This is a genomic window from Saccharothrix sp. CCNWYY140 (genome assembly GCF_037401995.1).
Taxonomy (GTDB): domain Bacteria; phylum Actinomycetota; class Actinomycetes; order Mycobacteriales; family Pseudonocardiaceae; genus Actinosynnema.
Genome location: NZ_JBBEGC010000011.1, coordinates 66,631 through 91,508 on the forward strand (window position 1 = coordinate 66,631; position 24,878 = coordinate 91,508).

The 24,878-nt window shown below is 71.3% G+C and carries 22 protein-coding genes; 13 read left to right on the plus strand and 9 right to left on the minus strand.

Features of this window, described 5'->3' with window-relative positions:
* Positions 1–26: 26 nt before the first annotated feature.
* Entirely contained in the window at positions 27–779 is a 753-nt protein-coding gene (locus WBN91_RS09080; protein WP_121219390.1) for a YebC/PmpR family DNA-binding transcriptional regulator, read from the plus strand.
* Between the two features lie 62 nt (positions 780–841).
* Positions 842–1,363, plus strand: coding sequence for a DUF4262 domain-containing protein (locus WBN91_RS09085; RefSeq protein ID WP_337721959.1), 522 nt, complete (start codon positions 842–844; stop codon positions 1,361–1,363).
* A 355-nt stretch (positions 1,364–1,718) separates the two neighbouring features.
* Here WBN91_RS09085 and WBN91_RS09090 read toward each other — a convergent pair whose 3' ends face one another.
* Positions 1,719–2,252, minus strand: coding sequence for a TIGR03086 family metal-binding protein (locus WBN91_RS09090; RefSeq protein WP_337721958.1), 534 nt, complete (start codon positions 2,250–2,252; stop codon positions 1,719–1,721).
* A gap of 181 nt (positions 2,253–2,433) precedes the next feature.
* Between WBN91_RS09090 and WBN91_RS09095 the strand changes: the two genes are divergently transcribed.
* The gene (locus WBN91_RS09095) at positions 2,434–3,909 is read left to right on the plus strand and encodes a peptide MFS transporter (RefSeq protein WP_337721957.1); all 1,476 of its coding nucleotides are present in this window, start codon (positions 2,434–2,436) and stop codon (positions 3,907–3,909) included.
* A gap of 38 nt (positions 3,910–3,947) precedes the next feature.
* Here the strand turns inward: WBN91_RS09095 and WBN91_RS09100 are convergent, their stop codons facing one another.
* From WBN91_RS09100 to WBN91_RS09110, 3 genes are all read right to left on the minus strand, one after another.
* Positions 3,948–4,112: a hypothetical protein gene (locus WBN91_RS09100; protein ID WP_337721956.1), complete on the minus strand. Its 165-nt coding sequence runs from the start codon at positions 4,110–4,112 to the stop codon at positions 3,948–3,950.
* 166 nt (positions 4,113–4,278) lie between these two features.
* Positions 4,279–5,574, minus strand: a complete 1,296-nt coding sequence (locus WBN91_RS09105; protein WP_337721955.1) for a cytochrome P450 — start codon at positions 5,572–5,574, stop codon at positions 4,279–4,281.
* Positions 5,575–5,664: 90 nt separating this feature from the next.
* Entirely contained in the window at positions 5,665–7,053 is a 1,389-nt protein-coding gene (locus WBN91_RS09110) for a cytochrome P450 (RefSeq protein WP_337721954.1), read from the minus strand.
* 323 nt (positions 7,054–7,376) lie between these two features.
* On the opposite strand from WBN91_RS09110, the gene WBN91_RS09115 reads away from it, so the two are divergent.
* Positions 7,377–8,597 carry a TetR/AcrR family transcriptional regulator gene (locus WBN91_RS09115; protein WP_337721953.1) on the plus strand — a complete coding sequence of 407 codons (1,221 nt, stop codon included), beginning with the start codon at positions 7,377–7,379 and terminating at the stop codon, positions 8,595–8,597.
* 136 nt (positions 8,598–8,733) lie between these two features.
* Here the strand turns inward: WBN91_RS09115 and WBN91_RS09120 are convergent, their stop codons facing one another.
* Genes WBN91_RS09120 through WBN91_RS09130 form a run of 3 tightly spaced genes read right to left on the minus strand, consistent with a single transcriptional unit; the run spans position 8,734 to position 11,124 of the window.
* Positions 8,734–9,345, minus strand: a complete 612-nt coding sequence (locus tag WBN91_RS09120) for an acyl-CoA thioesterase (RefSeq protein ID WP_337721952.1) — start codon at positions 9,343–9,345, stop codon at positions 8,734–8,736.
* A 10-nt stretch (positions 9,346–9,355) separates the two neighbouring features.
* Positions 9,356–10,534: an MFS transporter gene (locus WBN91_RS09125; protein ID WP_337721951.1), complete on the minus strand. Its 1,179-nt coding sequence runs from the start codon at positions 10,532–10,534 to the stop codon at positions 9,356–9,358.
* The gene (locus WBN91_RS09130; protein WP_337721950.1) at positions 10,531–11,124 is read right to left on the minus strand and encodes a TetR/AcrR family transcriptional regulator; all 594 of its coding nucleotides are present in this window, start codon (positions 11,122–11,124) and stop codon (positions 10,531–10,533) included. The genes WBN91_RS09125 and WBN91_RS09130 overlap by 4 nt, the downstream gene beginning before the upstream one ends.
* A 131-nt stretch (positions 11,125–11,255) precedes the next feature.
* Here WBN91_RS09130 and WBN91_RS09135 point away from each other — a divergent pair, with 131 nt between their 5' ends.
* The 7 genes from WBN91_RS09135 (at position 11,256) to WBN91_RS09165 (ending at position 20,201) form a co-directional block, all read left to right on the plus strand.
* Positions 11,256–11,855, plus strand: a complete 600-nt coding sequence (locus WBN91_RS09135; protein ID WP_337722108.1) for a DUF5753 domain-containing protein — start codon at positions 11,256–11,258, stop codon at positions 11,853–11,855.
* 115 nt (positions 11,856–11,970) lie between these two features.
* Complete coding sequence (locus WBN91_RS09140; RefSeq protein WP_337721949.1) at positions 11,971–13,986, plus strand: PQQ-dependent sugar dehydrogenase; 2,016 nt, start codon at positions 11,971–11,973, stop codon at positions 13,984–13,986.
* Between the two features lie 166 nt (positions 13,987–14,152).
* Positions 14,153–15,391: a glutamate-cysteine ligase family protein gene (locus tag WBN91_RS09145; protein ID WP_337721948.1), complete on the plus strand. Its 1,239-nt coding sequence runs from the start codon at positions 14,153–14,155 to the stop codon at positions 15,389–15,391.
* Complete coding sequence (egtB, locus tag WBN91_RS09150; protein WP_337721947.1) at positions 15,388–16,716, plus strand: ergothioneine biosynthesis protein EgtB; 1,329 nt, start codon at positions 15,388–15,390, stop codon at positions 16,714–16,716. Before WBN91_RS09145 ends, egtB begins: the two co-directional genes overlap by 4 nt.
* A gap of 1 nt (position 16,717) precedes the next feature.
* Positions 16,718–17,461: an ergothioneine biosynthesis protein EgtC gene (gene egtC / locus WBN91_RS09155; RefSeq protein WP_337721946.1), complete on the plus strand. Its 744-nt coding sequence runs from the start codon at positions 16,718–16,720 to the stop codon at positions 17,459–17,461.
* Positions 17,458–18,432: an L-histidine N(alpha)-methyltransferase gene (gene egtD / locus WBN91_RS09160; RefSeq protein ID WP_337721945.1), complete on the plus strand. Its 975-nt coding sequence runs from the start codon at positions 17,458–17,460 to the stop codon at positions 18,430–18,432. Before egtC ends, egtD begins: the two co-directional genes overlap by 4 nt.
* 179 nt (positions 18,433–18,611) lie before the next feature.
* Complete coding sequence (locus tag WBN91_RS09165) at positions 18,612–20,201, plus strand: alpha/beta hydrolase (protein WP_337726598.1); 1,590 nt, start codon at positions 18,612–18,614, stop codon at positions 20,199–20,201.
* Here WBN91_RS09165 and WBN91_RS09170 read toward each other — a convergent pair.
* Positions 20,198–21,370 (minus strand): hypothetical protein, encoded by a 1,173-nt coding sequence (locus WBN91_RS09170; protein WP_337726599.1) that lies wholly within the window; start codon positions 21,368–21,370, stop codon positions 20,198–20,200. The two genes, WBN91_RS09165 and WBN91_RS09170, sit on opposite strands and share 4 nt — an antisense overlap.
* A gap of 21 nt (positions 21,371–21,391) precedes the next feature.
* Positions 21,392–23,449, minus strand: coding sequence for an MMPL family transporter (locus tag WBN91_RS09175; protein ID WP_337726600.1), 2,058 nt, complete (start codon positions 23,447–23,449; stop codon positions 21,392–21,394).
* A 98-nt stretch (positions 23,450–23,547) separates the two neighbouring features.
* Between WBN91_RS09175 and WBN91_RS09180 the strand changes: the two genes are divergently transcribed.
* Together WBN91_RS09180 and WBN91_RS09185 are read left to right on the plus strand one after the other, a co-directional pair.
* Positions 23,548–24,153 carry a TetR/AcrR family transcriptional regulator gene (locus WBN91_RS09180; RefSeq protein ID WP_337726601.1) on the plus strand — a complete coding sequence of 202 codons (606 nt, stop codon included), beginning with the start codon at positions 23,548–23,550 and terminating at the stop codon, positions 24,151–24,153.
* 81 nt (positions 24,154–24,234) lie between these two features.
* A complete protein-coding gene (locus WBN91_RS09185) occupies positions 24,235–24,828 on the plus strand; it encodes a Uma2 family endonuclease (RefSeq protein WP_337726602.1) in 594 nt (197 codons plus the stop codon).
* Positions 24,829–24,878: the final 50 nt, after the last annotated feature.

Consider the following 24,878-nt stretch of genomic DNA (forward strand, 5'->3'; position numbering starts at 1 on the left):
GCTGAGCAAATCGACGGAGGATTTTGATGAGCGGCCACTCCAAGTGGGCCACCACTAAGCACAAGAAGGCCGCCCTCGACGCCAAGCGCGGCAAGCTGTTCGCCAAGCTCATCAAGAACATCGAGGTCGCCGCGCGCACCGGCGGGGGTGACCCGGACGGCAACCCGACGCTGTACGACGCCATCCAGAAGGCGCGCAAGAACTCGGTGCCGCTGGACAACATCGAGCGCGCCCGCAAGCGCGGCGCGGGCGAGGAAGCCGGCGGCGCGGACTGGCAGACGATCATGTACGAGGGCTACGGCCCCAACGGCGTCGCCGTCCTGGTCGAGTGCCTGACCGACAACCGCAACCGCGCGGCGTCCGAGGTGCGCACCGCCATGACCCGCAACGGCGGCAACATGGCCGACCCGGGCTCGGTGGCCTACATGTTCACCCGCAAGGGCGTCGTGATCGTGCCGAAGAACGGCCTGTCCGAGGACGACGTCCTCATGGCCGTCCTCGACGCGGGCGCCGAGGAGGTCAACGACCTCGGCGAGAGCTACGAGGTGGTCAGCGAGGCGAGCGACATGGTCGCCGTCCGCACCGCGTTGCAGGACGCGGGCTACGACTACGAGAGCGCCGAGGCGAACTTCCTCCCGTCGGTCACCGTGCAGCTCGAAGCCGAGGGCGCGCGGAAGATCTTCAAGCTGATCGACGCCCTGGAGGACTGCGACGACGTGCAGAACGTCTTCGCCAACTTCGACGTCTCCGACGACGTCATGGCCGAGGTCGACGCCTAGAGCCGGCAGCCGGGTGTGACCCCTGACGTACCGCACGCGGGGGTCACACCGGGTTGGGCAGAATGGCGGACGTGTCGAGCCCCGCATTGGACCCGCAAGAAGCCCACCTGCGGCAATGGTTGTTCGACCAAGCCGAACGCCACGGCCACGCGGTGGTCAACGTCGCCGCCGACCGCGAGGGCGCGGGTTACTCGTTCTCGGTGGGCGCGTGGCGGCGGTTCGGCGTGGCGGAAGCCGTCGTGCTGGGCCTGCCCACCGACATCGCCGAGGTCCTGATCCGCAACTACGTCGACCGGGCCAGCCGGGGCGAGCGGTTCGTGCCCGGCAAGCTGTACTTCGACTTCTTCGACAACGTGCCGATCACCTTCGAGCGCGTCTTCAAGGGGTTCTACCCCGAGTTCTTCGGCAGCGCGTTCCTGCTCTACGGCAAGGGCGACTTCGCCGCCGTGCAGATCCTCATCCCCACCGTCGACGGGGTCTTCCCGTGGCAGCCGGGCGCGCCCGAGGGGTTCGCCGACTGGCAACTGGTGCTGACCGAGAGTGGTGTGCCGGAGAGCTGGACCCCGGGCGTCAGCGGCCCGTGAGCCCGTCACCTGCGCTTTTCCCCCTGTAAACCCGGCGGCTGCCGGAGCGTCGTTGTCCGGCGATCGTTGTCAGTCGTCCGGTCGCCGACACCGGACAACGCCGGCGGGTCGACACTGCTGGTGTGCCCGAGGAGTCGGGGACTTGAGCACACCACAGGGGGAGGCACGTCCCGCTCCGCGAAGTCGGGGAGCTTCGTGGAGCGGGACGCGCGCACCGGGTTCGGGCAAGGGACTTGACCGCCGGGACGCCCCGCTCGGGGTCAAGGAACAGGTCGTGGGGGGAGCCTCCGACGGGTTTCCCCCACGACAAGAACCGGGGATCTCAGCTCTGTCCGCCGCACCGCCGCGCCCGCCATCAGGGCGTCCGACCCAGCAGCGCCACCAGCTTGCTCTGGTCGTCGGCGTCGTCGGGCACCGGCACGGGCGGGTCGAACAGCCCGGTGTCGGCGTAGGAGCCGGCGTTGCCCTGCGCGTACTCCAGCAGCGTGTGCGCCAGGTCGGGGTCGAGCCGGTCCTCCACGCCGATCGCCCGCGCCAGGTCCCAGGCGTGCACGCCCAGGTCCAGCGTCATCTGCCAGCAGTACTCGGTCGCGGAGATCTTTCCCCAGCTGACGTGCACCGTCTTGGCGAGCGCCTTCGGCTCGATCCACGCCTCGCGCGCCGCCGCCGCGGCCACCACCCAGGTGTGCAGCGGGTCCTCGCCGAGCTGGTCGCCGTCGAACCGGTCGCCGACCTGCTCCACCGTGCAGCCGGCGAGCAGTTCCGGCGCCCACAGCTGCTCGTACACGAGGTGGTTCACCAGGTCGTGGACCGACCACTCCTTGCACGGGGTTCCCAGGTCCCAGTGGTCGGGGCGCACCCGGCGCACCCGCGAGTCGAACTCCGTCATCGCGCGTCCGTGAGCCTCGATCAGATCCACTCCCCGAGTGCACCAAACCTTGACCGGGATCGCACCCCGAAGCTGTGCGTTGGGCCACCTGGGGGCCTCTCGGTTTCTTGCAGTACGTCCGTACGGCGTAACGTGACCCGGAACGCCGGGGTGACATCGTTGACACCAGCAGGAGGAACCTGTGAGCGCCACGAGCGCGGTTTCCACTCCCCAGCGCGGCTTCTTCGGACACCCCCGAGGACTGTCGACGCTGTTCTTCGCCGAACTGTGGGAGCGCTTCTCCTACTACGGCATGAAGGCCATCCTCGCCTACTACCTCTACCGCTCGACGGCTGAGGGCGCGCTGGGCCTGGACAAGAGCTTCGCCCTGTCGCTGGTCGCCATCTACGGCGCGTCGGTCTACATGTCCGGCGTGGCCGGCGGCTGGCTGGCCGACCGCGTGCTGGGCGGGCAGCGGTCGGTGTTCTACGGCGGCGTGCTGATCATGTTCGGGCACATCGCGCTCGCGCTGCCCATCGGCGTCGCCGGCGTGTACACGGGCCTGATCCTGATCGTGCTGGGCACGGGCCTGCTCAAGCCGAACATCTCCACCGTGGTCGGCGGCCTCTACGCGGCCGACGACCCGCGCCGCGACTCCGGCTTCACGATCTTCTACATGGGCATCAACCTCGGCGGTTTCCTCGCGCCGCTGGTGTGCGGGTGGCTGGGCGAGGAGGTCGACTGGCACTTCGGCTTCGGCGCGGCGGCCGTCGGCATGGCGCTGGGCCTGATCGCCTACCGGTTCGGGCGGCGCAACCTGGGCGACGCGGCCCTCGTCCCGCCCAACCCGCTGCCCGCGTCGGAGCGGGGTGCGGTGATCGGCCGGATCGTCGGCGTGTCCCTGGGCGCGGTGGCCGTGGTGGGGCTGCTGGTGGTGACCGGGCTGGTGGGCGCGGAGGGCGTGATCAACCTGATCAGCCTCGCGTCCGTGGTGCTGCCCATCGGGTACTTCGTGGTGATGATGCGCAGCCCGAAGACCACGTCCGTGGAACGGTCCAGGCTGACCGCCTACATCCCGCTGTTCGTCGCGGCGGCCATGTTCTGGCTGCTGTTCGAGCAGAGCGCGACGGTGATCGCGGCCTTCGCCGACACCCGGCTGGACCGCCACTTCCTGGGCTTCGACGTGCCGCCGTCGTTCATCCAGTCGATCAACCCGGTGATGATCATCCTGTTCGCGCCGCTGTTCGCGCTGCTGTGGGTGCGACTGGGCAAGCGCCAGCCGTCCACGCCGCGCAAGTTCGCGTACGCGTTGCTGCTGGTGGGGTTGTCGTACGTGCTGATGATGGTCGCCAGCCAGGGCGACCCGGCGGTGCGGGCGTCGTTCCTGTGGATCATCGCGATGTACGCGGTGATGACCTCCGGTGAGCTGCTGCTCTCACCCGTGGGCCTGTCGGTGACCACCAAGCTCGCGCCGCGCGCGTTCGCGTCGCAGACGATGGGCCTGTGGTTCCTGGCGTCGGCGGCCGGTCAGGGCGTGGGCGCGATCGTGGTGCGGTTCTACAGCGACGAGAACGCGGTGGCGTACTTCGGCGTGCTGGGCGGGGTGTCGATCGTGCTGGGCCTGCTGCTGGCGGCGGGCACGAAGAACATCCGCAAGCTGATGCACGGCGTGGACTGATGTCGATGGGGCGGCACACCCGTGCCGCCCCATCTCGGTCAGTCACTCGTTCTGGTGAGCACCAGGGCCAGCAGCACGGCCAGCGCCGTGATCGCCACCGTGGCCCAGGGTGAGCGGGTGAGGAGGTAGAGCGACCCCGCTCCACCGAGGAATCCGTTGATGGCGAGTGCCGTGTGGTGGCTGCCCCGGGTTCTCCGCGTCATGTCCGTTAGGGGCGTGCGGAAGGGGCAGGCGTGCAATGCGCGGTGTGGGTTTACCCGATTGGGGCAGTCGCTTTCCGCATTGGTGCGGAAAACGCAGGCGACCCGCCGCGGCGGCGGTGCGGCGGGTCGCCTACGCGCATTCCAGCATGCCGCAGAATCCTGTGGGTCAGCTGATGATTTCCACCATCGGGTGGTGTTTCGCGGTCCCGGTGTGAACGGGGAACCGGGCCGCGCCCCGGATCACCCGCGACGGCCGCCGCCGCACCCGACCCGCCGCCCGCAGGTCCGGGAACCGCCCGAACAGCCCGCGCAACGCCGCCGCGGCCTCCATCCGCGCCAGACCCGCGCCCAGGCAGAAGTGGATGCCGGACGAGAACGCCAGGTGCTCCCGCCCGTCCGCGCGGCCCGGGTCGAAGCGGTGCGGGTCGGCGAACACGGCCGGGTCGCGGTTCGCGGCGGCCAGCATGAGCATGATCGGTGTGCCCTTGGGGATCCACGTGCCCGCGACCCGGGTCGACTTGAACGGGACGCGGACCGTGTACTGGACGGGCGGGTCGAGCCGCAGCGTCTCCTCGACGACCGCGTCCGCGTAGGACGGGTCCTCGATCAGCCGTGCCCGGACCCGCGGGTGCGCGAGGACGGCGAGGGTCGCGTTGCCGATCAGGTTCACCGTCGTCTCGAACCCGGCGACCAGCAGCAGTTCGGTGGTGGCGATCAGGTCCTCGCGGGAGAGGTCGTCGTGCGCGACCAGGGCGCTGACGATGTCGTCGCCCGGGGTCCCGCGGCGGTGCTCGACCAGGTCGTCCAGGAACGCCTCGAACTCCCGGAGCCCCCGGTGCAGCGCCCGCAGCTCGCCCATGTCGCGGACGCCGTCGAGCGCGTTGACCAGGGCACTGCCCCAGCGGGCGAACGCCTGGTGGTCCGCGCCCGGCACGCCGAGCAGGTCGGCGATCACCTGGATCGGGACGCGCGCGGCGAAGTCCCCGACGAGGTCGAACGTGGACTTCCGGGCGGCGTCGTCCAGGTACTCCGCCACGACCCGCTCGACCGTGGCCGTCTGGGCGCGCAGGCCCTTCGGGGTGAACCAGGGCGCGACGAGCCGGCGCAGGCGGGTGTGGTCGGGCGGGTTGCGCACGAGGAAGGACTCCTCGACCGGGTTGACCAGCCGCCTGCCGTCGACGTGGGCGTTGGAGTCGACGGGGGACAGGGCGCCCGCGGGGAGGGTGCCGAAGTCCGGGTCGCGCAACAGGTCCAGGCACAGCTCGTGCGAGGCGGTGAGGTAGAGCCCCATGCGGCTCTTCACGAGCGTGCCCCGGGCGCGGACCTCTTCGTAGGCGGGGTAGGGATCGCGGGAGGGGCTCATCCCGAACAACTTGGCGGCGGGATCGCCGAGCAGGGCCTGCGCCCGGACGATGGTGCGCCCCAGGAACAGCAACGTTGCGTTCTTCACCACGGACGACATGCCACCACGGTGACCCCGGGCCGCCGAACTCTCAAGGACGAAAACGATCAGTTCGACGTCCTTCTCGCGCACCCGGGAGTCACTTCGGCGTCAGTACGTCACCGGGAGCGTTGCCAGGCGCCAGGTCCCGCCGTCCGGGATGCGTTCCGGATTCCCGGCGAGGGCGAGGTTCGGGAAGCGGGTGATCAGCGCCGTCAGGGCGATCTCCGTTTCGGCGCGGGCGAAGGCGGCGCCGAGGCAGAAGTGCGGGCCGTGGGCGTAGCCGAGGTGGTTGGGGCCGGTTCGGGCGAGGTCGAGGGTGTCCGGGTTGTCGTAGACCCGCGGGTCGCGGTTCGCCGCCACGATCGCCGCACTGACCCGTTCACCCTTGCGGACCGTGATGCCATCGAAGGTCACGTCCTCCTTGGCGAACCTGGGTGTGGTGAGCAGCTGCGGCCCGACCCACCGGGTCAGCTCCTCCACCGCGCGGGGCATGAGGGAGGGGTTGGCGCGCAGCGTCGCCAGGTGCTCGGGGTGGGTGAGCAGGACTTCGACCGCGTTGCCGATGAGGTTCGCCGGCGTCTGGCCTGCCAGGACCAGGTGCCACACGAGGGTGACCAGTTCGTCGTCGGTGAGGCGGTCGCCGTCTTCGGCGCGGACTTGGAGCAACGTGGAGATCAGGTCGTCGGCGGGGTCGTCCTTGCGCCGGTCGACGGCCGCCTTCGCGCCTTCGATGATGCGCGGGATGGCGTCGACGAACGCCGGCCCGAACCCTCCGACGACGGCCGCGCCGTACTGCCTCCACTGTGGACGGTCTTCGATGGGGATGCCGACCAGTTCGCAGATGACGTCGATGGGTAGGGGGCGGGCGAAGTGTTCCAGCAGGTCGATCGCGCCATCGGGCAGGGTGCTGGCGGGCGGGGTGCTGGCGGGCGCGGTGCCGGCGGGTCGGGCGCTGGCGGGCGGGGTGCCGGCGGGTCGGGCGTCGGACTGGGCGCTGGCGGCCGGGCCATCGGCCGGCCGGCCATCCGCGGGCCGGGCGTCGGCGGCCCGCCCGTCGGTGGGCCGGGCGTCGGCGGGCCGGGCGCTGTCGGGCGAGGTGCCGGCGGGTTGGGTGCCATTGGGTAGAGCGTCGAGGAGGTCGTTGACGATCCGTTCGATGCGCGGTCGGAATGCCCGTGCCCGGCTTGCGGTGAACGCTGGTGCGGCGAGCGTGCGGAGGCGCTGGTGCTCGGGTCCTTCCATCTCGGCCATCGTCCGCAGGTAGCGCAGGCAGTGTTCGGGGATGCCCGGTGGCCGCATGAAGCTGTCAGCGGTCAGGCCGAACCGGCCGCCGCCGAGCACTTCCCGCGCGTCTTCGTGTCGGGTCGCGATCCACAGCGTGCCCATGCCGGGCAACTGCATGCGTGCGAGCGGGCCTTCCTCCCGGGCCTTGCCGTACGCGGTGAACGGGTCGAACAGGACGGCGGGGTCGGTCGGGTCGATCTCGGGCACGATCATGTGTTCTCCCCAGATGATGTGGTCAGATGATGATGTCAGATGTTCTCATCATCTGAGTGCGGACGTTATCGTGATCTTGGGGGTGCGGCAAGGTTGGATCGGCCTGTCGCAGGTGGTGAGGGTGTCGGGACAGGCGGCGGCGGTGGCGCGGGCGGGTCGCGTGGAGGCCGAAGGTCGGTAGCCGGTGGGTGGTAGCCGGTGGGTAGTGGCCGGTGGGTGTGGCAGTGGAGGTTCGGATGGCGCGTGGTGGGCGAGGGGTGGAGGAGTCGGGTTTGGGTGTGCCGGCGGGGTCGGGCGAGGGGGCGGCGGCTGGGGGCGTAGGAGTGCGAACTCGGCGGGCGGAGACGCAGGAGCGGAATCGGGCGAAGGTGTTGGCGGCGGCTCGGGAGGAGTTCGCTGACAGGGGGTTTCGCGACGCCAAGGTTGATGCCATCGCGCAGCGGGTCGGGTTGACGCGGGGGGCGGTGTACTCGAACTTTCCCGGCAAGCGGGCGTTGTACTTCGCGGTGCTGGCGGACCTTGCAGAGCAGGCGTATCCGCCGGCGGGCGAAGGGGGTGCGTTCGCCGAACCTGGGCCGGACGGGGGAGCGTTCGCGCACAAGAAACCCGGCGGGCTGGTGGTGGAAAACGCTTACCAGCGCATCTTCGGGGCGCTTGCCCTCGCGTGGGTCCGGCCGTTGACGGCCGATGACTGGCTGGGGCGTGACTTGCTACCGGAACTGCTCGCGGAAGACCTCCGCCGTCCCTACACGCAACTGCTCGAACTGGACGCGCTCCTGCTGGGCCTCGCCATCGAACGCCTCCGCCCGCCGAACCCGAACGCCGCGGACCCACCGATCCGCCGGGTCCGCCACGCCCGCGCCCTCCTGACCACCCTCCTGGGCGCCACCCAGTTGGCTGCCTCGGCACCGGGCTTCCTGGAGCCCTACGACGTGGTGACCGCCGTCGAACGGCTCGCCACCCTCCCGATCAACGACTACTGGGCCGCACCACCCTCCGGCCCCCCGCTCCGCCACACCGACGAACCCTGGAACCCGCCCTTGGCCACCGACCTGGTCCGCGGCACCCCGCACCGGGCCACCGGAGGCGTTGTCGCGGTCCTCGGGCTCAACCGCCTGGCCGCCGTCGAGCAAGCCGCCCGGCACGGGGAGACGACCGTCGTCCTGGTGACCGGCGCACCGCAGGAGTTGGCCCCCCTCGCCCGCCTCACCCTCGCCCAGCTCACCGGGCCGCTCCGCCAGGCCTTTCCGCTGGCGACCTGGCCGGACGTGCGGGTCGTCTGCGACGAGACCGGAGAGGTGGCCAGGGCGGCGGGTGTCCCGGCGGTCAGTGACGAGACCGAGGTGGCCATCCGGGTTCGGGACGGGCGGATCGTGGCGCGGGCCGAGGGGTTCGCCGCCTGCCACGCCATCGCGACCGCCACCGGCACCGCCGCTGGCACTGGCACCGCTACCGGCGCTGGCACCGCTACCGGCGCTGGCACCGCCACCGGCACCGGCACCGCCACTGGCACTGGCACTGGCACCGCCAGCGGCACTGGCTGAGCGACTCGGCGTCGGGTGGCCGAGGTCGGTTGAGCGACTCGGTGGCGGGGGCCGAGATCGCCTGAGCGGCTCGGCGGCGGCGGCCGAAATCGGCTGAGCGACTCGCCGGCGGGGCCGAACCGGCCCGACGGGCCTGCTAGCGGGTGGCCGACCGGCTGGTCGAGCCCGTGCCGGAAGGGCGCTGGACCGCGCCGGCGCCCACCGAGCCGGTGTTCGACCGACGCTCAGCCGCGCGATCGACAGAGCGATCGACAGAGCGGTCGGCAGAGCGATCAACCGAGCGGTCGGCTGAGGCGGAGGTGGGGGTCGCGCGTGTGGTGGGGCGTGCGGTGGGGCGGCGGGGTTGGAAGAGGCGGCGGAAGTCTTCTGGGATGGGGGTGGAGCGGAGCTCCGGGGTTCCGAAGGAGACGTAGCGGTTCCAGCCCGTTGCGACCGGCGTGCCGTCCACGTCGGCGTCGAAACCGACGGTCAAGGTCGTGGTCCCGAGAGTCCGGACGCGTACCGCGATGCGCAGCAAGTCGTCGAAGCGCGCGGGACTGAGGTAGCGGATCGACGTCTCGGCCATCACGAAGTCGATGCCGTGCTTCTCCAGCTCCCGGTACGAGCCGAGCAGCGAGCGCAGCGTCTCGACCATCGCCGCCTCGAAGAACACCGGGTACCGGGACGCGTGCACGATCCCCTGGCGGTCGCAGTCGACCGGGCGCACCCGCACCCGGTGCACGTGTGCGGCAGGACGCGGGTCAGCCATGCAGGTGATCCTATGGGGTCACCCGGAGGGCTTGCGACGGCCGTGCGGTGAGCACGCCCAGTGCCGCCGCCAGCAGGTGCACGCCCGCGACCAGCAAGATCACCGCCGCCGGACCCGTTCGGAGGACGAGCACACCGCCGACCGCCGCACCGATCGCGAACGCGCCCAGCTTGAGGCTCGCCCCGGTGGTCGACACCTGCCCGAGCAGCGCCGCGGGCGTGTACACCTGCCGGGCGGTGATGAGCGAGGTCAACGTCGGCCCCTGCACCAAACCCGCCACGAGCACCAGCCCCAACAGCACCGGCACGCCCGACGCCACGGGCCACCACGCCACCGCGACCCCGAACGCCGCCACCGCCGCGAACACCACCCGCTCGGGCCGCCACCGCGGCAGGAACCGGCGCAACGCCAGCAGCCCGACCACGCACCCGACCTCCAGCACCGCCCACACCACCCCGGTGTAGCCCTCGCCGTACCCGAGCGACACCACGTGCACCGGCAGCGTCGGCGCGAGCATCCCGATCGACCCGAACGCCAGCACCGACGCCAGCGTCGCGCCGCGCAGCGGGGGAGCGGTGACCAGGTGCCGCAACCCGCTGCGCATGGCACCCAGCAACGACGAGTGCTCCCCGCCGGCCGCCGGCACCCGCAGCGTCAACGTGCAGAAGCCGCCCAGCAGAGCCAGGAACCCGAGCACCAGCACCGCCGACACCGGCCCCCACACCGCCACCAGTACCCCGGACAACGCCGGCCCGCCGATCGAGGCCACGTTGAACAGCAAGGCGTCGTACGAGGTCAGCCGCCGCACGTCCGAGGCCAACCGCGGCACCAGGCTGGTGAACCCGCCGCTGGTCATCGGCAGGGTGATCCCCGCCAGGCACGCCAACCCGACCAACGCCCACGGGGTCGACACCAGCACCAGCCCGCAAGCGACCACCGCGAGCACGAACTGGTTGCCCGCCAACGCGAGCACCGGCCGCCGCGTCCGGTCCAGCCACGCGCCCAACAACGGTCCGGACAGGATCGACGGGATCGTGTAAGCCGCGACCACCGCGCCCGCGAGCACCGAGGAACCCGTCCGCGCCAACACCAGCAGCACCACGGACACCCCGACCATCTCGTCGGCGAACCGGGCGAGCCCCGCGGACAGCAGGTAGCGGACGACCCCGCGCTCCCGCAAGAGCGTCATGGCCCCGAGCGGCGGTGTCGCCGGACGGACTCCTCGACCAGGTCCAGCACGGGCTCCAGGTCGTCGGCCGGCAGACCCATCGCCAGGTGCGACACGAGGCCTTCCAGCACCAGCTCCAGGAACGACGTCAGCACGTCGATGTCCACGTCGTCGCGCAGGTTGCCCGCCTCCCGCTGCCGCACGAGGCGCTGCCGGGTGGCGTCGGTGAGCTGCCGCGACCGCTCCGCCCACCGGCCCCGGAACTCGGGGTCCGTGCGCAGTCGCCGCGAGACCTCCAGGCGGGTGCCCAGCCAGTCGGCCGGGTGCTCGGCGTCGGGTTCCGGCGCGGACAGCAGGTCGCGCATCACCTGCACGAGACCCTGCTGGGCCACCACGTCGGCCATGCGCAGCGCGTCGTCCTCGGCCAGCGCGAGGAAGAGGGATTCCTTGTCGCGGAAGTGGTGGAAGATCGCTCCCCTGGACAGACCGGTAGCCTCTTCCAGACGGCGTACGGTGGCACCTTCGTAGCCGTAGCGCGCGAAACACGCACGCGCGCCGTCCAGGATCTGGCGGCGGCGGGCATCGAGGTGGTCCTGGCTCACCCTGGGCACCGGTCGATGTTGCCAGGGACGGCCCGGGAAATCCAATCAGTACGTACGGATTGGTCGGTTCCACTTTGGGGTGGTCTTCCCGCCGTGGAGTCGAAACCGCTGGTCACGCGCCACTACGGTCTCCCACCGTGATGAAGGACATCAGCCGGTTCGCGCGATTGGGTCGCCGCTCGACCGAAGGGGACGTGCGGCGCGGGATCGACCTGATCGACCTCGTCCGGCTCGCCCACTACGACCTCGCCGACCCCGACGGGCCGGACGCGTTGCGCAGCGCCGAGCGCCGGGCCACCCGGATCGTCGCCTACGACGCCCTGGCCGTGCCCGCGTTGCTCCAAACGCCCGAGTACGCGCGCTTCCTGGGCAACGACCCGGGCCGCGCCGAGGTGCTGCACCGCCACCTGCCGCCGAGCTGCGAGTTCTTCCTGCACGAGGCCGCGCTGCACGCGTGGGCGGGTGACCAGGAGGTGCTCGACGACCAGTTGGCGGCGCTGGCGCGGCGCGACGACGTGCGGCTGGTGCCGTTCACCGCCGGGTGCCGTCCGGAGTTGCGGCACTCGTTCACGCTGCTGACCTTCGCGGTGGGCGGTCCGGCGGTGCACGCGGAGGCGTTGTCCGAGCGGGTGGACGTCGTGGCGCGGTTCCAGGCGGTGGTCGAGGTGCTGCGGTGGTGCGCGCTGGACGTCGAGGAGTCCCGGCGGGTGTTCGCGAGCCCGTGCGAGGCGGCCAGGTAACCGCTTTCCGCTTGACACCCCGGGGCGCGCGGTGGTGTGATCGGGCCGGCAGTTTGGAAAGTTTCCTATCTAATCCGCCGCCGCTCGCGCCCCCTGCCGACGTGGAGGCACCGAAGTGGCACCGAGGTACCTGCGAACCGCGATAGCCGCCCTCATGGGCTTCACCTTGACTCCGGGTGTGGCCACCGCCGCGCCGACCGCCTACGAAGCCGAGTCCGCCGCCCTGTCCCGCGCCGTGGTGGAGTCCAACCACACCGGCTACTCCGGCACCGGGTTCGTCAACTACGACAACGTCACCGGCAGCCACGTCGAGTACACCGTGACCGCCGACCGGGCCGGCCCGCACCGGCTGGTCTTCCGCTACGCCAACGGCACCACGACCGACCGCCCGCTGTCGGTCACCGTGGACGGCACGGCCGCGACCACCGTCTCCTTCCCCGGCACGGGCGCGTGGACGACTTGGCGGGAGGTCACCGCCACCGCCACCCTCAAGGCGGGCGTCAACAAGGTCCGCGCCACGGCCACCACAGCCAACGGCGGTCCCAACGCCGACCGACTCACCGTCAGCCCCGTCGACACCGAACCGCCGAGCGCACCCGGCAACCTCCGCGCCACCGGCAAGACCTCCACCAGCGTGTCGCTGGCGTGGGACGCGGCGACCGACGACGTCGGCGTCGTCGGCTACGACGTCTACCAGCACGGGCAGCTGATGAAGAGCGTCACCACGCTGAGCGCCACGATCACCGGCCTGACCCCGGACACCGAGTACGACTGGACCGTCTTCGCCCGCGACGCCGCGCCGAACGTGTCCCCGGCCAGCAACAACGTCCTGGTGCGCACCGACCCCGCCCCGCCGGACACCCAGGCCCCGACCGCGCCCGCGAACCTGCGCACCACCGGCCGCACCGCCACGTCGGTCGACCTCGCCTGGACCGCGGCCACCGACAACGTCGCCGTCACCGGCTACCAGGTGTTCCGCGACGGCGTGCAGACCGGCACCGCGGACGGCACTTCCACCACGGTCGGCGGTCTCACCGCGGGCACCAGCTACCGCTTCACCGTGCGCGCAAGGGACGCCGCCGGCAACGTCTCGGCGTTCAGCAACGAGATCACCGCGACCCCCGGTGGCACGACCCCGCCCGGCACGCCCGACCCCGGCGCGGTCACGACCATCCTCAGCGGCACCGACGTCCCGTGGGGCCTGGCGTTCCTGCCCGACGGCAGCGCGCTGGTGACCGAGCGCGAGACCTTCACCGTCTACCGGCTCACCGGATCGGGTCAGCGCACCACCCTCGGCAAGGTCCCGGGCGCGATGGGCACCGGCGGCGAGGGCGGGGTGCTGGGCATCGAGGTGTCGCCGACGTTCGCCACCGATCGGCACGTGTTCGTCTACCACACGGCGTCCTCAGGCAACCAGCTCGTGCGGGCCACCCTGGACGGCACCACCCTCACCGGCTGGACCACGCTGCTGTCGGGCGTCCCGAAGAGCCGGTACCACAACGGCGGCCGGCTGCGGTTCAGCCCGGACGGCCGGTACCTGTTCATCTCCACCGGCGACGCGCAGAACGGCGACAACGCCCAGAACCTGAACAACAACGCCGGCAAGATCCTGCGCGTCCACCCCGACGGCTCGATCCCGGCGGACAACCCGTTCGCGGGCAAGGCGATCTGGAGCTACGGCCACCGCAACGTGCAGGGCCTGGACTTCGACTCGAAGGGCCGGCTGTGGGCCACGGAGTTCGGCAACTCCAGCCAGGACGAGGTGAACCTGATCCAGAGGGGTGGGAACTTCGGCTGGCCCGCGTGCGAGGGCACGTCCGGCTCGTGCTCGGGCACGGTGCCGCCGAAGAAGACGTGGTCCACGTCGAGCGCCTCGCCCAGCGGTCTGACCATCGTCAACGACCACGTCTTCGTGGCCACGACGGTCGGCCAGCGGGTGTACCGGCTGCGCATCGACGCGTCGGCGAACCTGGTGGAGCAGCGGACGTACTTCCAGGGCACCTACGGGCGGCTGCGGACCGTCGAGGTGGACCACGAGGGCGACCTGTGGCTGACCACCACCACGGACAAGGACGGCACCCCGAACAACGACCGCGTGCTGCACGTGGACGTCGTGTACCCGAACGGGTGACGCGGAGGCACCCTACCCACCGGTAACAAAGGGCACTGTCCGAAACGCCCCGAATACACCACGCGAACAGCGGTTGTCCTTGTTCCGCAAGGGTTTCCGGGCATGCGATTGTCGGTCCCCCCGTGTAGCGTCGAAAAGGCGATATTGATCACGGGGAGTACCGAAAGTGACTGCTGTCCGTAACACCCCGCCTGCGGGGCCGAGCCCGGCGGTCTTCCGGGACCGAGCGGAGGCCGAGGCCTACGTGGCCTCGGTCTGCTTCAAGCACGGGCCTCCGAGGTTGCTCGGAGTCGAGATCGAATGGACCGTCCACCACCGAGAAGACCACAGCAAGCCCGTCGACGCGACCGCACTCGCCGCCGCTCTGGGCAAGCACGCGCCTCCCACCCTCGTCCCCGACAGCCCCCAGCAGCCGCTTCCCGGCGGCACCCCGCTCACGGTCGAGCCGGGCGGGCAGGTCGAGATCTCCACCCCTCCGAGCACCTCGCTCTCCGAGCTGCTCAAGACCGTCGCGGACGACGTCGACCACCTCACCCGCCTGCTGGCGCCCCACGGCCTCGTCCTCGGGCACCGCGGCGCCGATCCCCACCGACCACCGCGCCGGCTCCTCCAGGTGCCCCGGTACGCGGCGATGGAACAGGCCTTCGCACCGCTGGGTCCCGAGGGCCTCACGATGATGTGCAGCACGGCCGGCCTCCAGGTGTGCCTGGACGCCGGGCTGAAAGAGGACGTGCCCACGCGCTGGGCCGCCGTCCACGCGCTGGGTCCCGTGCTGATGGCGTTGTTCGCCAACTCGCCGGGCGTCGGCGGCCGGCGCACCGAGTGGGCCAGCGCCCGCATGCGCAGCCTTTACGCGACCGACCCCGTCCGCACCCGGCCGGCGGCGGTGTGCGCCGACCCGGCGGCGGCGTGGGCGCGGCGCGTGGTGGACGCCCCGGTGATCGTGGTGCGCAGACCGGGGCCGAACTGGCTGCCGCCGCACCCGTTCACCTTCGCCGACTGGATCGACGGCGCCCTGCCGACCCGACCCACCACCGACGACCTCGACTACCACCTGACGCTCCAGTTCCCGCCGGTGCGCCCGCGCGGCTACCTGGAGGTCCGCTACCTCGACACACCGCCGGACGGGCAGTGGCTGCCGCCGGTGGTGCTCATGGCCGCGCTGTTCAGCGACCGGTCCGTGGTGGACGGCGTGCTCGCCGCCACCGAGACCGCCGCCAACCGCTGGCTCGCCGCCGCCCGCCACGGCCTGGACGACCCCGTCCTGGCCCGTGCCGCGCGCGACGTGGTCGAGCTGGGTTGCGCGGCGCTGCACCGCACGGACCTGTCCGTCGGCCAGACCGACGCGATCGCAGAACAACTGCACCGACAACTCGCTGAGAAGACCGGAGGGGGCCGATCATGACCAGCCAGTTCACCCGGGGGACCGAACAGGTCCGCGACCACGTCGCCGCGCAGCTGGAACGGGCGCGGCGGCGCAGCAAGCTGCTCACCGACGCCGTCGACGACCACGACCTCGTGCGCCAGCACTCCAAGCTGATGTCGCCGCTGGTGTGGGACCTCGCCCACATCGGCAACCAGGAGGAGCTGTGGCTCGTCCGCGACGTCGGCGGGCGGGAGCCGGTGCGCCAGGACATCGACGAGCTCTACGACGCGTTCAAGCACGCCCGCGCGGTGCGCCCCGAACTGCCCCTGCTGGGGCCGGCCGAGGCCCGCAAGTACGTGTCCCAGGTGCGGGACAAGGTCTTCGACGTGCTGGAGACCAGCCCGCTGGAGGGCCGCCGGCTGGTGGACGGCGGGTTCGCGTTCGGCATGATCGTGCAGCACGAGCAGCAGCACGACGAGACCATGCTGGCCACCCACCAGCTGCGCGTCGGACCGCCCGTGCTGGACGCGCCGCCACCGCCGCGCGGCGGCCCGGTCGGCCCGGCCGAGGTGCTGGTGCCCGGCGGCCCGTTCACGATGGGCACCTCCACCGAGGCGTGGGCGCTGGACAACGAGCGCCCGGCGCACCAGGCGTCCACCGACCCGTTCTTCATCGACACGACCCCGGTCACCAACCGCGCCTACGCCGAGTTCATCGCCGCCGGCAGCTACACCGACCCGCGCTGGTGGTCCGAGGCCGGCTGGGCGCACGTGCGGAAGGCTTCGCTCGCGGCCCCGAGGTTCTGGGAGCGCGAGGGCGACCAGTGGTACCGCACGGCGTTCGGCGTCACCGCGCCGCTAGACCCGGACCAGCCGGTCGTCCACGTCTGCTACTACGAGGCCGAGGCGTACGCGAAGTGGGCGGGCAAGCGGCTGCCCACCGAGGTGGAGTGGGAGAAGGCCGCCCGCTTCGACCCGGCGACCGGCCGGTCCCGGCGCTACCCCTGGGGCGACGAGGACCCGACGGAAGCGCACGCCAACCTCAACCAGCGGCACCTCTCCCCGGCGCCGGTCGGCGCGTACCCGGCGGGCGTGTCGCCGCTGGGCGTGCACCAGCTGATCGGTGACGTGTGGGAGTGGACCAGCTCGGACTTCCACGGCTACACCGGGTTCGAGGTGTTCCCGTACGCGGAGTACTCGCAGGTCTTCTTCGGACCGGACTACAAGGTGCTGCGCGGCGGCTCGTTCGGCAGCGACCAGTCGGCCGTGCGCGCCACGTTCCGCAACTGGGACTACCCGATCCGGCGGCAGATCTTCGCGGGCTTCCGCTGCGCGCGGGACGCGAGCCCGGAGGAGCTGGCCTGACGTGTGCCGCCACCTGGGTTACCTCGGCCCCGCCGTGCCCATCGCGAGTCTCGTGCACGACCCGCCGCACTCGCTGGTGCACCAGTCGTACGCGCCGAGGGACATGCGCGGCGGCGGCACGGTGAACGTGGACGGCTACGGCGTCGGCTGGTACCCGGCGCCGGGCCGGGCCGTCCGCTACCGCCGCACCGGGACGCTGTGGTCGGACGAGAACCTGGCTCAGCTGAGCCGGGTCACCGAGTCCGGCGCCGTCCTGGCCGCCGTCCGTTCGGCCACGGTCGGGATGCCGATCGTGGAGACGGCGTGCGCGCCGTTCACCGACGGGCAGTGGCTGTTCAGCCACAACGGCCGCGTCACCGACTGGCCCGGTTCGGTCGCCGACCTGGCCAAGACCCTGCCCACCGCCGACCTGCTCACCCTGGACGCGCCCACCGACTCCGCCCTGCTGTGGGCGCTGCTGCGGTCGCGCCTGGCCACCACCCCACCCGCGCGCGCGGTGGCGGACGTGGTCGCGGAAGTGGCCGCCGCCGCCCCCGGCTCGCGGCTGAACCTGTTGCTCACTAACGGAACCGTGCTCGTCGGCACCACGTGGACCCACTCCCTGTGGTTCCGCCGGACCGACGACGCGGTGACCGTGTCCTCGGAACCGCTCGACGACGACCCGCGCTGGCGGGAGGTGCCCGAGGGGCACGTCGTCACGGCCGATCCCTCCACTGTGGACGTTCAACCGATGGGACGACGATGACCGAGCCAGTGCTGGACGTGCACCTGACCCCCGAGGAGGCCGCCGTCGCCCTCCGGGCGGAGGCGAAGGCGGGCCTGACCGCGACCCCGAAGTGGCTGTCCCCGAAGTGGTTCTACGACGCCGTCGGCAGCGACCTGTTCGAGGAGATCACCCGCCTGCCGGAGTACTACCCGACCCGCGCCGAACGCGAGATCCTGGTCTCCCGCGCCGCCGAGATCGCCACGACCACCGGCGCGCACGCCCTGGTGGAACTGGGTTCGGGCTCCTCGGAGAAGACCCGCCTGCTGCTGGACGCGTTGCGCGACCACGGAACGCTCAACGAGTTCGTGCCGCTGGACGTGTCGGTGTCGGCGCTGACCGACGCGGCCAAGCAGATCCTGACCGATTACCCCGGCCTGAAGGTGCACGGGGTGGTCGGCGACTTCACCGAGCACCTGGGCCTGCTCCCGGGTGCGTCGCCGAGGCTGGTGGCCTTCCTGGGCGGCACCATCGGCAACCTCATCCCGGAGGAACGCGACAAGTTCTTCGCCTCCGTGCGGGACGTCCTGGAGCCGGGGGAGTGGCTGCTGCTGGGCACCGACCTGGTGAAGGACCCGGAGGTCCTGGTACGCGCCTACGACGACGCCCGCGGGGTGACGGCGGAGTTCAACCGGAACGTGCTCCGGGTGCTGAACCGCGACCTGGGCGCGAACTTCATCGCGGAGGAGTTCCGGCACATCGCCCTGTGGAACGCGGAGGAGGAGTGGATCGAGATGCGCCTGCGCGCGGACCGACCCGCGAAGGTCCGGGTGGAGGCGCTGGACCTGGACGTCGAGTTCGCGGCGGGGGAGGAGCTGCGGACGGAGGTGTCGGCGAAGTTCCGACGCGAGGGCGTGACCCGGGAACTGGCCGAGGCCGGCTTCGAACTGCACCGCTGGTGGACCGACACGGAGGGCCGCTTCGCCCTGTCCCTCTCGAGGGCCATCGGCTGAGCTAGTACGCGGGTGCGGCGGGCTCCAGAGCGGAGCCCGCCGCACCCGCGTCCGAAGTCGGGACAGAACCATCCGTTCTGCGGGTGTTCGCGGAGCCCCTCGGGTGGGAGCCTCGCGCGACGGTGCCGTGGATAGTCGACGAGGGGCGGCACCGACTCGGACGCGAGGGAGTACCGCTCGTGAAGTTTGGCAGTAGAACGCTGGTCGTCGCGTTGGCCCTGGGGACCGCGGTCTCCGGCCTCACGGCGACCGCCTCCGCACAGGAAGCCCAGGCGCAAGGCGGTGCGCCGATCCAGTGGGGCAAGTGCGCGGACGACGTGTTGGCCGAGATCCCCGCCGCGCAGCGGGAGCGGGTCAGCTGTGCCAACCACCCCGTGCCGCTGGACCACCGCAAGCCGCACGGCGCGAAGATCACCGTCGCGCTGATGAAGGCCCCCGCGACCGACCAGGCCAACAAGGTCGGCTCGCTGTTCATCAACCCCGGCGGGCCGGGTGGCGCCGGGCTCATCTACTCCGCGTACGGCAGCTCGTTCTTCCAGCCGGAGATCATGAAGCGGTTCGACCTCATCGGGTTCGACCCGCGTGGCGTCGGGCGCAGCACCCCGTTGCGCTGCTTCAAGACCCAGGAGGAAGCCGACGCCGTCTTCGGGCGGATGTCGTCGGTCCCGGTCACCCGCACCGAGATCCGCGACACGATGGACGCCACCGAGGACTACACCGACTCGTGCGCGAAGGTCGCCGGTCCGCTGCTGGACCACATGTCGACCGAGGACGTGGCGCGTGACCTCGACCTGTTCCGCCAGGGCGTGGGCGACCGCGAGCTGACCTACGTCGGCTTCTCCTACGGCACGCTGCTCGGCGCCACCTACGCGAACCTGTTCCCGCAGCGGTCCCGCGCGCTGGTGCTGGACGGCAACGTGGACCCGGCGCTGCGCACCTCCAACGGCGCGGAGTACGACCGGCAGCGCGCGCAGGGCTTCGAGCTGGCCCTGGACGCGTTCCTCAAGCGCTGCGACGCCGAGGGCGACAAGTGCGCGTACAGCGACGGCGACCCGCGGGCCAAGTTCGACGAGGTGCGCGACGCGCTGCGCAAGGCCCCGATCACGCTGCCCTCGGGCACGGTCGTGACCTACGCCGGCTACATCGGCCGGGTCACCGGCGACCTGTACGCGCCGACCCGGTTCAAGGCGCTGGCCGCCTGGTTGCAGTCGATCTACGCCGTGCTGCACCCGAGCGCGGCGCTGACCGTGCAGGCGGAGCCGGAGCTGGAGAAGCCGTTGGCCAACAAGCACGGCCTGGCCGACGTGCGGGCGGGCCTGGCCGACGCCGAGTACCTGTCCGACGACTCGTACTACGCCGTGAACTGCACGGACAAGCCGTTCGTGCGCATCCCGGAGCTGTTCCCGTTCGTCGCGGCGAAGTGGGAGCGGGAGTCACCCACCTTCGGTCGTCAGCAGGCCGCGTCCGACCTGCTGACCTGCGCCTCGTGGCCCGCGCCGCACCCGGACCGCTACGCCGGGCCGTGGAACAAGCGCACCAAGAACCCGGTCGTCGTGGTGGGCAACTACTACGACCCGGCGACGCAGTACAAGTTCTCCCAGCGCATGACCCGTCAGCTCGGCAACGCGGTGCTGCTGAGCGTCGACGCCTTCGGGCACTGCATCCTGGGTGACAGCGCGGGTGCGGACACCGTGGTGACCGACTACCTGGTCAACCTCAAGACGCCGGCCGCCGGGCAGGTCTTCCAGCCCAACGTCCAGCCGTTCTAAGGGGTTCGCGTGCGGCGGTCGCGCAGGACGAGCGCGACCGCCGCACCGGCCAGCACCAGCGCCGCCGGGTGGAAGACGAGCAACGGGTCCACCGCGGTCCACGACGGCGGGAGCCCGCCCACCGACCCCTCGGTCCACAGCATGTGTGTGGAGGTCACGGGCGCGTAGGCGAACCAGCCGAAGGACTCGCTCTGCGCGGTCGCGTGCCACTGGGCCGCCACCAGGAACAGCCCGGTCCCCACGCCGAACAACGCGAACCACACGCCGGGCCGGCGGGCGTGCAGGTCGTACGCCATGATCACCAGCGCGCCGGCCAGCGCCACCACGGCCGGAACCGGTTGTGCGCCGACGAAGTCCGCCACCGCGAACGCCACCGCCGCGCCCGCGAGCCGCCCACTGCGCAGCCGCCACGCCGTGACCAGCAGCACGGCCGTGCCCGCCGCGCCGCCGTACTCCCACAGCGTGCTCAACGGCCCGACCACCGCGAGCGGCACCCAGTCCCGCCACCCGTGCGCCAGCCCGTAGGCCACCGCAGCACCGGCGAGCACCACCACCTCGGGCCGGTAGACTGCGTCCGCCGAGGCGAACGCGACCATGAACTGCTCCTGGCTCAGGAACTGCATCCCCGGCCCGGACACCGCTGGCTCGGCGTACCAGGCGGCGGCGAGGTAGCCCGCGGCGGTCGCGAGCACCACCAGGCTCCGCGTCCGCCACGCCCACACCGCGAACCCCGTCGCCACCACCACGGCGACCACCACGGACAACGCCCAGTCCGAGCCCGTGGAGCCGATCGCGACCGCGGTCGACGCGCTCAGGTCGGCGTAGAAGGTGACATCGGTGTCGGTGTCGTCCCAGACCGGCCTGAACGCCACCCACTCCTCGCCGAAGAACGCGAGCAGCACCCCGGAACCGATGGCCAGCAGGGGGAACCACTCGCCGGGACGCCGCGCGTGCACGTCGTGGGCGGCGATCAGCAGCGCGCCGGCCAGCGCGACCACCGCCGGGAACGGCTGGTAGGTGACCAGCGCCGCCACGGTGAACGCGGCCGTCGCCATGCCCAGCCGCACCGACCGCGTCCACCCGGTCACCACCGCGAGCACACCGGCGCCGACCAGCGGCCCGAACTCCCACAGCGTGCTGAGCAGTCCCACCAACACCAACGCGAACATCCTCGACCCCCTCGAAGGGGATCACCCTAGCGAGCCCTCCGACAGCCCGAACCGGGTGTGCAGGCGACGCAGGAACGGCGGCGCCCACCAGTTCGCCCGGCCCGCCAACCGCATCAGCGACGGCACCAGCACCGCCCGCACGACCGTCGCGTCCACCAGCACCGCGACCGCCATGCCCACGCCGAGCATCTGCAAGATCATGACGCTGCCGGTGGTGTAGGCGGCGAACGAGAAGGCCAGGATCGCGGCGGCGGCGGTGATCAGCGGCGCGGAGCGCTGGAGGCCGGTGGTGACGGCGGTCCGCTCGTCGCCGGTGCGGTGGTACTCCTCGGAGATCCGCGACACCATGAACACCTCGTAGTCCATCGACAGCCCGTAGGCGATGCAGAACATCAGGATCGGGATGCTCGGCTCGACGGTCCCGGTGGCGGTGAAACCCAGCAGGTGCGCGAGGTTGCCGTTCTGGAACCCCCACACCACCACGCCGAACATCACCGCCAGGCTGAGCAGGTTGAGCGCGGTGGCCTTGAGCGGCAACAGGATGCTGCCGGTCATCAGGAACAGCAGGACGAACGTGACGGCGAGGATCAACGCGACCACCAGCGGCAGGCGGTCGGTGAGCGCGTCGCGGAAGTCGGCCAACTCGGCCGGGTAGCCGCCGACCAGGTACCCCGGCTCCAACGCCCGCACCTGCCGCACCAGCTCGGGCACGTCACCGTTCAGGGCCTCTTGGCTGGGGATCGCGGTCCAGTAGGTGCCGTAGTCGGTGGTGCGGTGGTCGACCTGGACGATGCCGGGCACCTCGTCCAGCCGGCGCGCGAAAGCCTCCGCATCGCGCACGCCCGCTCCGACCACCCGGAGCGCGTCGGTCTGTTCCTGCCCGAACCCGACCCGGATCTGGTCCTGCACCACCCGGCTGGACGCGTCGGGCGGCAGGATGCGGTCGTCGGGCAGCCCGAACCGCAGTCCCAGCACCGGCGCGGCCACCAGGAGCAGCCCGAGCAGGGCGACCCCTCCGGTCCACAGTGGACGCCTCATGACGGCCCCGGCCGTGCGCGCCCAGAACCCGCTCGTCCGCTCCCGCGCCGGGTGCGGCTTCAGCGACGCCAGCGCGGCGGGCAGGATCGTCAACGCCCCCACCACCGACAGCGCGACCACCAGCACACCCGCGTAGGCGAACGAGCGCAGGAACGGGAAGGGGAACAGCACCAGCATCGCCAGCGACGCGGCCACCGTCAGCCCGCTGAACAGCACCGTCCGCCCGGCCGTCCCGACCGCCCGCGCCACCGCCGTCGGCACGTCCGCGCCTCCCGCCAGTTCCTCGCGGTACCGGGCGATGACGAACAGGCAGTAGTCCACGCCCAGCGCGAGCCCCATGACCAGCGTGATGTTGGCCGCGAACGTCGAGACCTCGGTCAGGTACGTCAGCCCGCGCAGGCCCGCGAGGGTCGCCACCATCGCGAACAGCCCGATCCCGATCGTCACCAGCGCCATCGACACCCGCCGGTACAGCAGTACGAGCAGCAACAACACCACCGGCACGATGATCATCTCGGCCCGCAGGAAGTCCCGCGCGGCCTGCGCGCCGACCTGCCGGAACACCTCGTCCTGCCCGCCGACGCCGACCGACACCACGTCGTTGTCGAGGGTGAACCGCTCGGACAACTCGGCGATCGCCGCCCGCGCCTCGGTCGCCGACCCCGGCACGCGGCCCAGGACCAGGGCTTGGGTGCCGTCCTCGGACCGCAGCGCCGGGCTGCGGTCGTCCCAGTACGAGGTGGCCTCGGCGGTGGCCCCGCGCAGTTCCTCGGTCAGCCGCCGCCCTTCGGCCACCACGGCGGGGTCGTCCACCGACCCGTGCGCGGTGACGAGCAGCGTGATGTTCGGGTTGCCGGTCCCGAACTCCCGCTCCAACACGTCGGCGGCCCGCTGCGAGTCCGTCCCGACCACCTCGTACCGCGACAGCGACAGCGCCGACAGCGCCCCACTCCCGATCACCGCCGCCACCACGGTCACGACGACGGCGAAGGCGAGCACCCACCGCCGTCGGCGCACGACGAATCGCCCCAGCTCGTACACGGTCTGCTCCTCGGTAGAGTGGAATACGAGCGAGTGCTCGTGTTTTGAAAATACGAGTGATCGCTCGTGTTTGTCAACGAGGTGAGAAGGTGGTGCCCGTGACGGTGCGCAGGCAGGCCCGGGGCGAGCGGCGGATGGCCGAGTTGCAGGACGCGGCGGCGGCGGTGTTCGCGGAGGTCGGCTACGAGGCCGCGACCACCAATGCGATCGCGGCGCGGGCGGGCGTCTCGCCGGGCACGCTGTACCAGTTCTACGCCAACAAGGAGGCCATCGCGCAGGCCTTGGCGGACCGGTACCTGGAGCAGCTGCGCGAGGCCCACGGCTCGCTCACCCCGGAGCACGCGGACCTGCCGCTGGACGACTTGATCGACCGCATGGCCGACCCGATGGTGGCGGTGAACGTCGCCAACCCGGGCTTCAAGGCCCTCTTCGGCCGCCCGGACATGCCGGAAAAGCTCGCCATCCCGACCCGCAACGTGCACGCGGCGGTCTTCGGCCGCCTGGACGCGGTGTTCGCGGCTCGGTGTCCTGATCTGGATGCGGTGCAGCGCGGTCGGACGGTGATGGTGACCATGCAGCTGTTCGGGGGGTTGATCCCGATGATCGTGGCCGCCGCGCCCGACGACCGGCCGGCGCTGGTGGTCGAACTGAAGAAGGTTTTGCGTGGCTACCTCGCACCAATGTTGGGCGCGGGCGGCATCTGAGCACTGAGGCGCCGGTCCTATCGTTGGCGCATGACAGCGGCTCCTTTTGAACACCCCGAGCGCTGGTCCTATGGTTGGCGCATGACGGCTGACCTCCAGTGGCCCTACGTCCCGGTCGACGGCTGGACAGCGGCTGACCTCGACCGACTCAGCCCTGACGGCCCTGGCGGAGCCCTCGATGCGCTCAAGCACATCGAGTTGATCGACGGAGAACTCATCATCATGAGCCCACAGACGAAGTTCCACATGCTGGTCGTCGACGGGCTCCGTGGCGAACTCTGCCGACAGACACCGGACGGGTTGACCGCGGACAGGGAGATGGACGTGGTGTTGGGGGAGCGGCAGCGGCCGTGCCCCGATGTGTCGGTGGTGACGGAGACTGCCGCCGCGAACTTGGATCGGACCTACTACCTGCCGGACGACGTGACGATGGTCGTCGAGGTGGTGTCCAAGTCGTCCGAGATCCGGGACCGGGAGACGAAGCCCCGCCGGTACGCCCAAGCGGGCATCAAGCACTACTGGCGGGTCGAGAACAGCGACGGCCAGCCGGTCGCCTACGTGTACGAGTTGGACCCGGCCACCGAGTCCTACGCCCTGACCGGCATCTTCCACGACCGGTTGAAGACCGCCGTGCCGTTCCCGGTGGACATCGACCTCGGCGCGTTGATCCAGTAGCAAGCGAAAGGGCCGCCCACCCGACTGGGTGGACGGCCCCTCACACCGTC

Coding starts and splice junctions, on each gene's coding strand:
- WBN91_RS09080 (WP_121219390.1), top strand. CDS start 27: ATGAGCGGCCACTCCAAGTGGGCCACCACTAAGCACAAGAAGGCCGCC.
- WBN91_RS09085 (WP_337721959.1), top strand. CDS start 842: ATGGCGGACGTGTCGAGCCCCGCATTGGACCCGCAAGAAGCCCACCTG.
- WBN91_RS09090 (WP_337721958.1), bottom strand. CDS start 2,252: ATGACGGAGTTCGACTCGCGGGTGCGCCGGGTGCGCCCCGACCACTGG.
- WBN91_RS09100 (WP_337721956.1), bottom strand. CDS start 4,112: ATGACGCGGAGAACCCGGGGCAGCCACCACACGGCACTCGCCATCAAC.
- WBN91_RS09105 (WP_337721955.1), bottom strand. CDS start 5,574: ATGTCGTCCGTGGTGAAGAACGCAACGTTGCTGTTCCTGGGGCGCACC.
- WBN91_RS09110 (WP_337721954.1), bottom strand. CDS start 7,053: ATGATCGTGCCCGAGATCGACCCGACCGACCCCGCCGTCCTGTTCGAC.
- WBN91_RS09120 (WP_337721952.1), bottom strand. CDS start 9,345: ATGGCTGACCCGCGTCCTGCCGCACACGTGCACCGGGTGCGGGTGCGC.
- WBN91_RS09125 (WP_337721951.1), bottom strand. CDS start 10,534: ATGACGCTCTTGCGGGAGCGCGGGGTCGTCCGCTACCTGCTGTCCGCG.
- WBN91_RS09135 (WP_337722108.1), top strand. CDS start 11,256: ATGAAGGACATCAGCCGGTTCGCGCGATTGGGTCGCCGCTCGACCGAA.
- egtB (WP_337721947.1), top strand. CDS start 15,388: ATGACCAGCCAGTTCACCCGGGGGACCGAACAGGTCCGCGACCACGTC.
- egtD (WP_337721945.1), top strand. CDS start 17,458: ATGACCGAGCCAGTGCTGGACGTGCACCTGACCCCCGAGGAGGCCGCC.
- WBN91_RS09170 (WP_337726599.1), bottom strand. CDS start 21,370: ATGTTCGCGTTGGTGTTGGTGGGACTGCTCAGCACGCTGTGGGAGTTC.
- WBN91_RS09185 (WP_337726602.1), top strand. CDS start 24,235: ATGACGGCTGACCTCCAGTGGCCCTACGTCCCGGTCGACGGCTGGACA.